A 12507-nucleotide genomic window follows, 5' to 3' on the forward strand; every position below is an offset into this window, starting at 1 on the left:
ATATGACAAACTATCTTAAAGAATATAATCAATATACTTTTTATAAAATACAAAAGAGTATTGAATTTAATTCAATACTCTTTTGTATAAAAAAATATTTTACTTACTTTCTAATTTTTCGTATAAATCTATAAACTCTTCTGCTAACTGCTGAAAATTCATGGCATTCATCAAATGATCTTGTGCATGAACTAATAAAACACTCACTTCTGTTTTGCTTCCATTAGCCTCACCTTGTATAAGCTCTGTTTGGAATCTATGAGCTTTAGTTATTACTTCCTTAGAATTTTTCATAGTTTCTCTTGCTGCTTCTATATTCCCCTTTTTAGCTTGGGCTATTGCTTCAAAAGCTAATCCTTTTGCGTCCCCTGCATATCCTATTATGCCAAATGATATTTCAAATATTTTTTCATCCATTTAAAAAAACCTCCTAAATGTCCCTGTAACTACTCAATTCAAAGTTATCATTTAAATACTTTTTAACTTCCTCTGATGTCAATATCTCATGCTCTTTTGTTCTTTGCATTGCATAAGATGTAGAGTTTAAAATATATGCATCTAAGTATGCTGGATGAGTCATTATATCTAAAGCGTCATATTCTTTTAAAGTATTTATATTCTTCTTAAAGTAATCAATTTCCACATTATCACTATAAAAAGTATCTAACATAGGTACTACTTTTGAATATTCTAGATTATATTCAAATCCACCTCTTATTGGTAACTTATACTTTTCTATTATCCTTTCAATAACTGGCTGTAGTTTCTTTAAAGTATGAACATGGTGATGACTATCAAGATGAGAAATTTCAGTGTATTTCTTTACTTTTTCTATTTGAGCACAAAGTTCTTCATAAATTTCATCTAAGTTCATCTTATCTATTACATCATTAGTGATTCGCCTAAAAAATCTTCCATTTTCGTCTACTAGGCTTTCCAAATTAGGAAGTACTGGTCTATTACAACTAATAGTCATATGGACTCCACATGCCAAACCTGGATTTTCCTTTAAAAGTTTCATAGCATGCTCAAATCCTGGCATATTAGCCATAACTGTTGTAGATTTTACTACTCCTTCTTTATACGCTGATATTATCCCGTAATTTACAGCTTTACAATATCCAAAATCATCTGCATTTACTATAAGTTTAGTCATAAATTTCACCTACTTATTAAATTGAGGTAAGTACTCTTTATGAGCCTCTAACATCTCATCTAATATAGTTTTTGCTAAATCATCTGAAGGTATTAATGGGTTGATACAAAGTGCTAATAATGCACTTTCGTAATCTCCATATACGGCTGCTTTGGCTGCCAATATTTCAAAAGATTTTATATCACTTACTAAACCATCAGTACACTGCGGAAGATATCCCATTGATAAAGGTTTTGGTCCTTCGCTAGTTATTACACTACTAACTTCAACAGCTTGATCATCTCTAAAGTTTCTTATGGCTCCATTATTTAATGTATTAACTACTTGTATATCCCTTTTATCATTGTATATAGAACTTATTAAGTTACAAGCTGCATCACTATAATATGCTCCTCCCCTTTTCTCAAGTTGAGGTGGTTTTATGTCTAAACTTTCATCTTTATAAAGTTCAAATAGTTGCCCTTCTAATTCTTTAACAACTTGACCTCTTGCTTTACCTTTTTTAAATTCTTCTAATTCTTCATCTAGCATTTCTTTAGTTTTATAATAATATCTATGGTATGGACAAGGTATAGCACCTAAAGCTTTAACAAACTCTGGATTAAAATCTATTGCCTTTATATTTTCCATACTTATTTTAGAACTTACAAACTTATCTATTGCTTCCTTTGTGACATCTTTGCCATCCAAAATAACATTAAGCCCATATACCATATGATTAAGTCCAGCAAAATCCATATATATTCTATCACTTTCTACTTCAAATAACTTTGCAACTCCATTTCTAACACCTATAGGAACATTACATAATCCTACATAGTTTTTGAAGTTTGTGTATTTAAATACTGCTTCAGTTATTACACCTGTTGGATTTGTAAAATTTATTAACCATGCATTTGGACACAACTCTTCTATATCTTTTATTATATCTAGTATAACTGGTACAGTGCGAAGGGCTTTAAACAGCCCTCCTGCACCATTAGTTTCTTGACCTATTACTCCATGTGATAAAGGAATACTTTCATCTTTTATTCTAGCATCTAATAATCCAACTCTTAATTGAGTTGTTACAAAATCTGCACCTTTTAAAGCTTCTCTTCTATCTAATGTAAGGTTAATTTTAATATCTAATCCAGATTTTTTAATCATTCTCTTGGCAAGATTACCTACTATTTCTAATTTTTCTTTCCCTGCTTCTATATCTACAAGCCATAGTTCTTTAACTGGTAGCTCACTATATCTTTTTATAAATCCTTCTATTAATTCGGGGGTATAACTTGATCCTCCCCCTATTGTAACTATCTTAAGACCTTTTTTCATAATCTTCTACCACCCAATCTCTATGATTATTAACTAACCTTGTTGTTTAGCTAATCTTTTTTTTGCCATTCTTTCATCTGCAACTACAAATGGTAAATATATAACAACAGATATTATTAAGTTAACTGCTGCTAATGCTCCACCAGTCCAATGCCCTGTAGCCATTATTCCACTAAATATTGGAGGAGTTATCCAAGGAATTTTTGCCATTAAAACTGGTGCTACTATCCCACTGGATATAGCTAAGTATGAAGTTATTGTACATAATACTGGCGCTAGTACAAATGGAATCATGTATATTGGATTTAATACTATTGGCATACCAAATATCATAGGCTCACTTATATTGAAACATGCTGGTGGTCCACCTAAAGCTATCATTTCTTTACGTCTTCTACCTGCTATTATTAATGCTATTATTAATCCAAGTATCATCCCTGAACCACCTAAGTATACAAATGCATCTAAAAATGCTCCTGCAAATACATGGTAACCTTCTGTTGCTCCTGCTGATGCTAACTCAGCATTTTTACCACCTAATTCCATTAATATTGGCTCTACTGCAGGAAGTGCTATGTTTGCACCATGTAATCCAAATATCCATAAAACATGGATAAACAATACTGTAAACATAGCCCCTCCTAAAGAGTCAGCCATACCAGTTAAAGGTTTCGATAAATATGTTGATAATAAATCATTTATAAATAATCCGTTTGATAAAAGTTTTACTATTATACCTATTATACCTACTATAAATAACGCTATTACTCCTGGTAATAATTTTGCAAATGATCTAGAAACTGCTGGTGGTACACCATCTGGCATTTTTATAGTTAACCAAGTTACTTTAGATAATCTTACATAAATTTCTGTTGTTACTAGTGCTACTACCATAGCAGTAAATAGTGCATTAGTTGACACATAACCCCAAGGTATAAACCCCCACCCTGAAACTGCCTCTCCTGCCTCAGTTACTATGTCTGCAGTTTGAGGAGATAACACTAAAAATCCACATAATGCTAGAAGTCCTGCTTGTAAACCATTTGCTTCATATGATTTTGCTAAAGAATAGGCTACTGACACAGCTAAAAATAATGACATCATTGCAAGTGATCCCCACCATAAATCGCCTCCAAGTGCAGATATTTGTTGACCAACTGTAGTGTTAGCTAACATATCTTGGTAAGGTTTTAATGGTAAGTTTTTTATAAGTGATCCAAATGCCCCAACCATAGTTACTGGTATCATAGCAATGAAACCATCTCTTATTGCTACTAAGTGTCTTTGTGAGCCAACCTTAGATGCTATTGGAACTAAATGTCTTTCCATAAAGTTCATTAATGCTTCCATTTTGATTATCCCCCTTTTTAATTTACTTTGAATTATATAACTCCATTGCTCTATCTAATACAGCTTTACCATTACATGTTCCATAGTGCATCATATTTATAACCTCTACTGGTACATTGTATGGCTTAGCCATCTCTGTCGCTTTACCTAATATATATCTAACTTGCGGTCCTAATAATAAAACGTCACAATTTCCTATTTCCCTATCTAAGTTAACTTCTGATATAGCCCATATTTCTACCTCTATATCTTTTTCCTTCGCTGCAGCCTCCATTTTTGTAACTAGTAAACTAGTTGACATCCCCGCTGAACAAGCTAACATTATTTTTACCATTTTTTGTACCTCCCCAAAATATATTTTATTAAAATTTAAATGTCTATACATTTATTATGTATTAAATGTATAGACATTTCAAGAAAACATTTTCACACTATATGTATTTTTATTTAGATATAGCGTTAACGGTTAAAGTATAACCATAATGGTATGTATGAGAGTATTCAAATGCTTCACCGTTATCAAGTCTGCAAACTTGCTTTATATATAATAACGGTTCTTTTCTATCCAATTTTAGATTTTCTTCTAACTCATCATTAGATATGACAGCCTCTACTTCTCTTTCTGATATAGCTATCTTACGTCCGCTAACTTCTTCAACATATTCATATAAAGAACCCTTGCAGTGAGTTTCATTTATATTTGGAAATAGTTTATCTGGCATATATGTAATCATATACGATAATCTCTTATCATTTGCTAGTCTAACTCTCTTTATCTCCCAAACATAATCACCTTCACTTATATTTAGCTTTTCAGAAATTTCATCATCTGATTCTATTTTTTCTAAACTAACTAATATACTTGATACTTTATATCCTTTGCTATTCATCTCTTTTGTAAAACCACTTATAGAAGATATATTGTCATATACCTTACTTCCTAAAACTATACTTCCTATACCCCTCCTCCTTGCTATATATCCTTCTTTAACTAGATTATTAAGTGCTGATCTAACAGTCATTCTTGTTACATTAAATTCTTCGCATAATTGATGTTCTGATGGTATTAAATCTCCTTGATTTAATTTTCCTGAATTAATTAATTCTTTTACATAGTTCTCTATTATTTTATATATAGGTTGACCCATAACTTTCCTCCCTCGGCTTTAGACATGAACTTATTGCCTATTTAATTGTATATACATTTAATAATATATTAATTTGTAACTTTTATAAACTCTTTTGATATAATTTTTATAATAACACTCCTTTATTATATCTTTTATATAGTCTTTGGTTAATATTTCAAATCAAATTATTCAAAGTATACAAAGTTTTTAATTGCTTTACACTTAAAATAAGACCACCTAAATTTATAGGTAGTCTTATTGATATAATCTATATTAAGCTTTTTTTAACTTAACAACAGTTTCAACATGAGGTGTATTTGGGAACATATCCATACATTTAACTAATTCTACTTCGTATCCATAGTTTTTAAATTCAACTAAATCTAATACTAATGTCTTTGGATTACAAGATATATATATTATTTCCTTAGAATCAAATCCACATATATCTCTTATAGCATCTTTGTGTACACCTGGTCTTGGTGGGTCAACTATTATTAAATCTGGCTTTTCTTTTAATTTGTTTACTGTTTTAGCAACATCTCCTGCTATAAATTCACAGTTTGTTAAACCGTTTAATTTTGCATTTTGATTAGCAGCTGCTACAGCTTCTTCTATTATTTCTATACCATAAACTTTCTTAGCAGATCCTGCCATAACTTGTCCTATAGTACCAGTTCCACTGTATAAGTCAAATACTACCTTGTCACTGTGGTCTCCAACAAACTCTCTAGCTATAGAGTAAAGCTCTTCTGCTCCTTTAGTATTTGTTTGGAAGAATGAGAATGGAGATATTTTAAATTTTAACCCTAATATTTCTTCTTGTATATAATCTCTTCCATAAAGAATTCTTAATTCATCACAATTTACTGCATCTGCTAATCCATCATTTATAGTGTGTAGTATACTTACTAATTCTGCATCTAAACCTAAATTTAAAAGCATGTTTTTATACTCAGTCATATCAAAATCTAGTTGAGAAGATGTAACTATGTTTACCATCATCTCTTTAGTATTTATACCTTTTCTAACTACAAGGTTTCTTAAGTATCCTTTGTGATTAAATGTTCTGTAATATGGTATTTGCTTTTCATTAAAGTACTCTACAGTAGCTTTTAATATATTTATGAAGTCTTGGTCTACTAAATAACATCCATCAACAGTTATTATATCTATATGTTTTCCTTTTTTGTGAAGACCTAAAGATAGTGGACCATCTTTAACCTCATCTCCAAAAGTATATTCCATTTTATTTCTGTACATTCTTTGCTCAGGACTTCCTTGTATTCCTAAGAATTTGAATCCAAATAACTCTTGTTGTAAGAATAAATCCATTACTTGTCTTTCTTTTATTTGAAGTTGTTTTTCATAAGGAACTGATAATATACTACATCCTCCACATTGATTGAAATGTTTGCATGGCTCTTCTGTTTCTAGCGGTGAGTTTTCTAGAAGTTCTAGCATTTTAACTTCAGCTTTTTTACTTCTAGCTTTTTGAACTACTGCTTTAACTTTTTGTCCAGTTATTCCGCCCTTCATATATATATCTTTTCCATCATATAAACTTACAGAAGTTCCACCGAACTCCATTTTATCTATTTCAAACTCTATTATGTCTCTTCTTTTCACTAAAACTACCTCCGCTCAATTGTTATCTTTCTTCTAATAATTTTATTTCATCTTCTGTTAATTCTCTATATTCTCCTAGCTCTAGATTTTTATCTAGCTCTAATTTTCCCATAGACAGTCTTTTTAAGTATACTACTTTTTTACCTACACTCTCAAACATTCTTTTAACTTGGTGGAATTTTCCTTCATGTATAGTAAGTTCTATTTCTGATATTTCATCACTCTTTAATATTTTAAGTTGTGACGGCATAGTTTCATATCCATCATCAAGCGTAACTCCTTTTGAGAAAGCAACTACATCCTCTTTTGTTACAATTCCTTCTATTTTAGCATAGTAAGTTTTTGGTACATGCTTTTTTGGTGATAATACCCTATGTGCAAGTTGTCCATCATTTGTTAATACCAATAGCCCTTCTGTATCTTTGTCTAACCTACCTACTGGAAATGGTTCAAAAACATAGTATGATGAATCTATTAAGTCTAATACTATTGGGTCATGCTTATCAAAAGTCGCCGATATATATCCATCTGGTTTATTTAACATTATGTACACAAATTCTCTATAGTTTACTTCTTCTCCATTAAAAAGTATTTTATCATTTTCTGGGTCAACTTGAATCCCTGGATTATTTATATTTTTTCCATTTACAGATATCATACCTTGCTTACAGTATTTTTTTATTTCCGCTCTACTACCATATCCTATATTAGAAAGTATTTTATCTATACGTAATTTTTTAGCCATTAAAAATGTTCTCCATTTTCATAGTATTTTTCCTTTTCAAAAACAGTAAATGCTAAATCCATACTTTCTACTTTTAATCCATCCCTTATACTATCTGTTATTATTTTAGCTACTGTGTCTTGGACTTCTTGTCCTCTATCAAACCAAGCTACTTCCACAAATGGATATACATCTGCTATTTTTCCGTCTCTTATTGCTACAGATTTTATACATTCTATTTCAAAATAATCTCTAGGACATTTTACTGCTTCCACTAATTTATCTATCATATTTTCACTTATTTTACATATATCATTTTCATTTATACCTCTTACTTTTATTTGTGGCATATATAATTCCTCTCTTTTCTTAAAATTTATTTAGTTATAGATATTATTATACTTTTAATTACTAGTTATTACAATTTACTATGTACTTTTTTTGTATTAGGGTTATAATATTAATTGATGGGTAAATTTTATATTTGATTATTTTTAATAATTAATTGTATGGAGGGTTTATATATGTTAGTTTCAGCTAAAGACATGTTACAAAAAGCTAGAGAAGGAAAATACGCAGTAGGTCAATTCAACATAAATAACTTAGAATGGACTAAGGCAATATTATTAACTGCTCAGGAAAACAATTCTCCAGTTATATTAGGAGTATCTGAAGGTGCTGCTAAATATATGTGTGGTTTTAAAACTATAGTCAATATGGTTGAAGGAATGATGGAAGAATTAAACATAACTGTTCCAGTTGCTGTTCATTTAGACCACGGAAGCTACGATGGAGCTAAAAAAGCTATGGAAGCTGGTTTCTCTTCAATAATGTTTGATGGTTCTCACTATCCAATCGAAGAAAATATAGCTAAAACTAAAGAAATGGTTGAATTAGCTCATGCTAAAGGTCTTTCTTTAGAAGCAGAAGTTGGTTCTATAGGTGGAGAAGAAGACGGTGTTGTTGGTGCTGGTGAAGTTGCAGATCCAGCTGAATGTAAATTAATAGCAGATTTAGGAATAGATATGCTAGCTGCTGGTATAGGTAATATACATGGTAAATATCCAGAAAATTGGGCTGGATTAAACTTTGATGCTTTAGCTGCTATAAATAATGCTACAGGAAACATGCCATTAGTATTACACGGAGGAACTGGTATACCTGCTGAAATGATACAAAAAGCTATATCATTAGGTGTTTCTAAAATAAACGTTAATACTGAGTGTCAATTAGCATTTGCTGATGCTACTCGTAAGTATATAGAAGCTGGTAAAGACTTAGAAGGTAAAGGATTTGACCCTCGTAAGCTTTTAGCTCCAGGGTTTGAATCTATAAAAACTACTGTTAAAGAAAAAATGGAATTATTCGGATCAATAAATAAAGCTTAATTCCTTTTAAAAATTAAATGAAAAGAGCATCTTTGTATACAGATGCTCTTTTTTATTTCTATATTAATCTTTTATATTATTTATAATCCTTAGCTATAGAATTTTGATGCTCCTACTAACTGTCTTTTTCCTACTATTTTAGATAGGTTAGCTAATGATGCTATTTTTATATCCTTGAAGCTAACTAAAAATACAAATTTAAAATCTGTAAAAGATTCATCTATATTATAAATATCAAAGAAACATCTTACATTATCAAATAAATATTTATCCTGAAGTTCTTCTTCAATTTCATCTGTAGCATCTTTTAAATATGCTCTTACATCTTCAAATAATACTTGGAAATAGCTTTCGTCTAAGTCTTCTCCTATTTCATCTAGTACATCTTCTATATCTTGCATATTAAATACATCTTGAGACAGTTTGCAGTCAAATGCCATTATACCATCTTGATTAATTGTATTTGATATATCTCTTGTATATTCTATATCTGGTCTTATTTTGATGATTTCTTTAACATCATTGCTATTTATGCTTATATTGCCTTTTCGATTTTCTACTTTTAATTCGACCATAAGACCACCTCCCCCTATAGTATTGCTATGTTTACTTGTACAATTCTATGAATTTATCTATGTCTTTCCAAGTGTCTACTCTTGTTATATTATCATGTTCTACACCTTGATTGTAGTTGGTATTTATTAGTAGTATTTTCATACCTTCACTTGCAAGTTGCATTGCATTTGATGGATTGTCTTCTATAAATATATTGCATTCTAATTCTTTAGCTTTAGCTATTTTATCGTGACTACCTAATAAGTGAACATCTATATCAGAAAATCCTTTATCGTTTAACCATCTTGTAGTTATCTCTGTAAGACTTTTATCTCTTGCCGTTACAAAATATAAGTTGTGGCTATTAGCTAACCACTTTTCTATAACGTCCTTAGCATATTCTACTATTTCTGCTTCTTCATAAGAATGCATACAGCTACTATGGAATTTATTTAATATTTCATCCATGGTATCACCATATAATTGTTCCCAGTTATAAGTTACACATTCTTCTTCTTTTATATTTTTATTATATATCTCATTTAAGTACGGAATAAAATGATATGGACTTGTTATAGTTCCATCTATATCTATACATATATTTAATCTTCCCATACATACCTCCCTGATTAACGTTATAATCGAAAATTATATCATATGTTATATTATAAATCAAAATTTATGCATTATAGTATATTTAAAGCTTATCATAAAAGATAAGCTTTTGTTATTTTATATTTAGACTTAGCTTATCTATTCTATCCTTAAAATTTGCTATGTGCTCATCAGATAAGCTTAAATACTCTGTTATTTTTCCAATATATTTTGGATTCTTACTTTCTACTAAGTTTATAGACTCGTTCATAGCCTTTTCTCTTAGCTCATAAGCCTTTTTAACATCATCTCTTGCATTGCTTAGTATTGTAGTATATTGTTCATCTGAAAGACTAGGTATATCCATACTTTCATAAAGTTCTATAACTTCTTTACATTTTTTGCTGGCATATTTTAAGTCATTTTCTATAGTCGGTAATTTTTTTATACTCTCAGATATATTTTTTGTATAAGGAATACAATCCCTCATAGGAATTAATGCTTTTCTTTCTATATTGTAAATTTCTTTTTTGAAATCACTAATTATTTCTTTATCAGTTTTTTTAATAACTTCTACTTCTTTATCCTGATTTAATTCTACTTCTTTTGATTCTAGTGCTACTTCATTTGATTTATCTCCTTTACTTTCATACACTTCACTGTCTTGCTTATCTACTTTATAAATTTCATCAATATTCTCTTCTTTGCCTACATTATCCTTATATTCGTATGGCTCATCATTAACATAACTGTAATAATATATAGCTTCTCTGATTTTATTTAATCCACTCATATAAAGATTTGTTGCTACTATCATTGTAACTAATACAACATAAATACTACTATATATGTACGATCTTCTCAAATTTTTATAATTTCTAAATAATATTATCAAGGGGATAAGATACAAAAATAAGAATACTAATATCCATCTCATCATTAACATCTCCTTCTTTTGTATATTTAAACAAAAATCCCCCAATTTTCATATTTTAACCATATATAATAGTATTTACAATTTTAAGATTATTAATCTAATATTTTTATTAATTTAAAATCAGTGTAATCACAAGATGCTAATATATATTCAATTCCATTTCTTACACCTCTTAATCCCATTTTAAATGATTCTTTTCCGTGCAAGTGTCCATATATAACTTTTTCAACTTTATATTCTTCATATAATTTAGTGAATAACGATTCTTCAAGTTTATCATTAGTAGGAGGATAGTGAGTGATAACTATAAATTTAGTATGTCCTTTCTTCTTAGCAGCTTCTAAAGATATTCTTATCCTATTTTCTTCTCTCTTATATATTTTAGCGTCATTTTCATCAAACTTAAAATCATTCGGACATATCCATCCTCTTCCTCCACAAATAGCATAATCTTTGTATTCATAGAAATTAGTTTGTAAAAAGTTCATATTATCATACTGCTTATTTAATGCTGTTACAGTAGTCCACCAATAATCATGATTGCCTTTTATAAATATCTTTTTCCCCGGCAAATTATCTATTATATCTAAATCACTTCTTGCTTCGTCTAGATTTATTCCCCAAGAAGTATCTCCTAATACTAATACTAAATCTTCATCACTTACTTTCTCTTTCCAGTCTTCTATTAACTTTTCCTCATGACCTATCCAATTCTTTCCAAAAACATCCATAGGCTTATTTACTGATGTTGAAAAGTGTAAATCTCCTATTGCATATAAGTTCATGTCTTTTTTCCTTTCTTATGTAGCTTTTCTTATATATTCTATATTAATACCTATAGTTTAAATTTAAATTCAATTACTATACTATTATATAAAGAAAGTTATCCATGAATATGGATAACCTCTATCTAACTTTATTATTGTTATTGTAAAATTCTAATAAATTATCTACCTCACTTTGAAGATGTAATATTTCTTCTATATCTTGTTCATTATCTATTTTATCTAGCCTTCTTTGATATATAAGCGCTTTATGTGTTTCTCCTAGATTATATAATTCTTGAATCTTACTAAGTACATCTCTTACTGTAACTGATTTTACCTGGCACATAACTTGAGCTTTCATTATATCTTCTCTTATCTCGCTCATTTCTTGATCTAATAGGAATGCTGCATCAGATGCTCTTCTTAATCTAACTGCTAATTCCTCTGGTATGTAATGTTCATATTTATATTTTAAAGAATGTTCTATAGTTGCCCAAAAGTTCATAGCTAAAGTTCTTATTTGGATTTCACACAATATTTCTTTTGAACCTGCTATCGTATTTATAGGATATTTTATTATAACATGATAACTTCTGTATCCACTATCCTTAAAGTTTTTTATATAATCTTTTGCATATACTATACTCATATCACATCTATTTTGTATAAGTTCAACTACTGTATATATATCTTCTACAAACTTACACATTATTCTTATACCTGCAATATCTTCCATCTCACCCTCTATATCTTCAATTCCTAGGCGCTTTGATTTAGATATTATAGAAGCTATTTTTTTAGTCCTTCCTGTTACAAACTCTATAGGACAGTATTCTCCTTTTGCTAAGAATTCTTTTCTTATATTCTTAAACTTAACTTTTAATTCTTCTACTGCATGGTCATAAGGTGTTAGTATTTCATCCCATTTTTCAAATTCCATCGTACTCACCCTTTATC

Annotated in this window: 15 protein-coding genes; 1 reads left to right on the forward strand and 14 read right to left on the reverse strand. The window is 29.5% G+C overall.

The genetic code is table 11. The features are described 5' to 3' along the window. Positions 1-99: 99 nt before the first annotated feature. From FRIFI_RS12680 to FRIFI_RS12720, 9 genes are all read right to left on the reverse strand, one after another. Positions 100-417 (reverse strand): PTS lactose/cellobiose transporter subunit IIA, encoded by a 318-nt coding sequence (locus FRIFI_RS12680; RefSeq protein ID WP_092923400.1) that lies wholly within the window; start codon positions 415-417, stop codon positions 100-102. Between the two features lie 13 nt (positions 418-430). Then, positions 431-1156 (reverse strand): chitin disaccharide deacetylase, encoded by a 726-nt coding sequence (gene chbG / locus FRIFI_RS12685; RefSeq protein ID WP_166506034.1) that lies wholly within the window; start codon positions 1154-1156, stop codon positions 431-433. 9 nt (positions 1157-1165) lie between these two features. Then, the gene (locus tag FRIFI_RS12690) at positions 1166-2476 is read right to left on the reverse strand and encodes a 6-phospho-beta-glucosidase (protein ID WP_166506035.1); all 1311 of its coding nucleotides are present in this window, start codon (positions 2474-2476) and stop codon (positions 1166-1168) included. Between the two features lie 33 nt (positions 2477-2509). Beyond that, positions 2510-3826, reverse strand: coding sequence for a PTS sugar transporter subunit IIC (locus FRIFI_RS12695; RefSeq protein ID WP_166506036.1), 1317 nt, complete (start codon positions 3824-3826; stop codon positions 2510-2512). A 22-nt stretch (positions 3827-3848) separates the two neighbouring features. Beyond that, a complete protein-coding gene (locus FRIFI_RS12700; protein WP_166506037.1) occupies positions 3849-4160 on the reverse strand; it encodes a PTS sugar transporter subunit IIB in 312 nt (103 codons plus the stop codon). 109 nt (positions 4161-4269) lie between these two features. Continuing rightward, positions 4270-4974 carry a GntR family transcriptional regulator gene (locus FRIFI_RS12705; RefSeq protein WP_092923388.1) on the reverse strand — a complete coding sequence of 235 codons (705 nt, stop codon included), beginning with the start codon at positions 4972-4974 and terminating at the stop codon, positions 4270-4272. A 255-nt stretch (positions 4975-5229) separates the two neighbouring features. Next, positions 5230-6585 (reverse strand): 23S rRNA (uracil(1939)-C(5))-methyltransferase RlmD, encoded by a 1356-nt coding sequence (gene rlmD / locus FRIFI_RS12710; RefSeq protein WP_166506038.1) that lies wholly within the window; start codon positions 6583-6585, stop codon positions 5230-5232. Between the two features lie 22 nt (positions 6586-6607). Further along, complete coding sequence (locus FRIFI_RS12715; protein ID WP_092923382.1) at positions 6608-7330, reverse strand: pseudouridine synthase; 723 nt, start codon at positions 7328-7330, stop codon at positions 6608-6610. Continuing rightward, a complete protein-coding gene (locus tag FRIFI_RS12720) occupies positions 7330-7659 on the reverse strand; it encodes a DUF1904 domain-containing protein (protein ID WP_092923379.1) in 330 nt (109 codons plus the stop codon). The genes FRIFI_RS12715 and FRIFI_RS12720 overlap by 1 nt, the downstream gene beginning before the upstream one ends. Before the next feature lie 174 nt (positions 7660-7833). Between FRIFI_RS12720 and fba the strand changes: the two genes are divergently transcribed. Beyond that, positions 7834-8697 carry a class II fructose-1,6-bisphosphate aldolase gene (gene fba, locus FRIFI_RS12725; RefSeq protein WP_092923376.1) on the forward strand — a complete coding sequence of 288 codons (864 nt, stop codon included), beginning with the start codon at positions 7834-7836 and terminating at the stop codon, positions 8695-8697. Between the two features lie 89 nt (positions 8698-8786). Here the strand turns inward: fba and FRIFI_RS12730 are convergent, their stop codons facing one another. From FRIFI_RS12730 to FRIFI_RS12750, 5 genes are all read right to left on the reverse strand, one after another. Next, positions 8787-9272, reverse strand: coding sequence for a hypothetical protein (locus tag FRIFI_RS12730; RefSeq protein ID WP_092923374.1), 486 nt, complete (start codon positions 9270-9272; stop codon positions 8787-8789). A gap of 31 nt (positions 9273-9303) precedes the next feature. Beyond that, positions 9304-9867 carry a 5' nucleotidase, NT5C type gene (locus tag FRIFI_RS12735; protein ID WP_092923372.1) on the reverse strand — a complete coding sequence of 188 codons (564 nt, stop codon included), beginning with the start codon at positions 9865-9867 and terminating at the stop codon, positions 9304-9306. A gap of 112 nt (positions 9868-9979) precedes the next feature. Further along, positions 9980-10786 (reverse strand): hypothetical protein, encoded by an 807-nt coding sequence (locus FRIFI_RS12740; protein WP_240275518.1) that lies wholly within the window; start codon positions 10784-10786, stop codon positions 9980-9982. An 89-nt stretch (positions 10787-10875) separates the two neighbouring features. Beyond that, on the reverse strand, positions 10876-11568 hold the full coding sequence (locus tag FRIFI_RS12745; RefSeq protein WP_092923369.1) for a metallophosphoesterase: 693 nt from the start codon (positions 11566-11568) through the stop codon (positions 10876-10878). 121 nt (positions 11569-11689) lie between these two features. Next, positions 11690-12490, reverse strand: coding sequence for a GTP pyrophosphokinase (locus FRIFI_RS12750; RefSeq protein ID WP_092923368.1), 801 nt, complete (start codon positions 12488-12490; stop codon positions 11690-11692). Positions 12491-12507: the final 17 nt, after the last annotated feature.

This window comes from Romboutsia hominis (assembly GCF_900002575.1).
GTDB classification, from domain to species: Bacteria; Bacillota; Clostridia; order Peptostreptococcales; family Peptostreptococcaceae; genus Romboutsia_C; species Romboutsia_C hominis.

Excerpts from the sequence above, each read along its gene's own strand:
- fba (WP_092923376.1), top strand. The coding sequence starts at position 7,834 with ATGTTAGTTTCAGCTAAAGACATGTTACAAAAAGCTAGAGAAGGAAAA.
- FRIFI_RS12695 (WP_166506036.1), bottom strand. The coding sequence starts at position 3,826 with ATGGAAGCATTAATGAACTTTATGGAAAGACATTTAGTTCCAATAGCA.
- FRIFI_RS12715 (WP_092923382.1), bottom strand. The coding sequence starts at position 7,330 with ATGGCTAAAAAATTACGTATAGATAAAATACTTTCTAATATAGGATAT.
- FRIFI_RS12745 (WP_092923369.1), bottom strand. The coding sequence starts at position 11,568 with ATGAACTTATATGCAATAGGAGATTTACACTTTTCAACATCAGTAAAT.
- FRIFI_RS12735 (WP_092923372.1), bottom strand. The coding sequence starts at position 9,867 with ATGGGAAGATTAAATATATGTATAGATATAGATGGAACTATAACAAGT.
- FRIFI_RS12705 (WP_092923388.1), bottom strand. The coding sequence starts at position 4,974 with ATGGGTCAACCTATATATAAAATAATAGAGAACTATGTAAAAGAATTA.
- FRIFI_RS12720 (WP_092923379.1), bottom strand. The coding sequence starts at position 7,659 with ATGCCACAAATAAAAGTAAGAGGTATAAATGAAAATGATATATGTAAA.
- FRIFI_RS12750 (WP_092923368.1), bottom strand. The coding sequence starts at position 12,490 with ATGGAATTTGAAAAATGGGATGAAATACTAACACCTTATGACCATGCA.
- FRIFI_RS12730 (WP_092923374.1), bottom strand. The coding sequence starts at position 9,272 with ATGGTCGAATTAAAAGTAGAAAATCGAAAAGGCAATATAAGCATAAAT.
- FRIFI_RS12740 (WP_240275518.1), bottom strand. The coding sequence starts at position 10,786 with ATGATGAGATGGATATTAGTATTCTTATTTTTGTATCTTATCCCCTTG.
- FRIFI_RS12690 (WP_166506035.1), bottom strand. The coding sequence starts at position 2,476 with ATGAAAAAAGGTCTTAAGATAGTTACAATAGGGGGAGGATCAAGTTAT.
- FRIFI_RS12700 (WP_166506037.1), bottom strand. The coding sequence starts at position 4,160 with ATGGTAAAAATAATGTTAGCTTGTTCAGCGGGGATGTCAACTAGTTTA.
- chbG (WP_166506034.1), bottom strand. The coding sequence starts at position 1,156 with ATGACTAAACTTATAGTAAATGCAGATGATTTTGGATATTGTAAAGCT.
- FRIFI_RS12680 (WP_092923400.1), bottom strand. The coding sequence starts at position 417 with ATGGATGAAAAAATATTTGAAATATCATTTGGCATAATAGGATATGCA.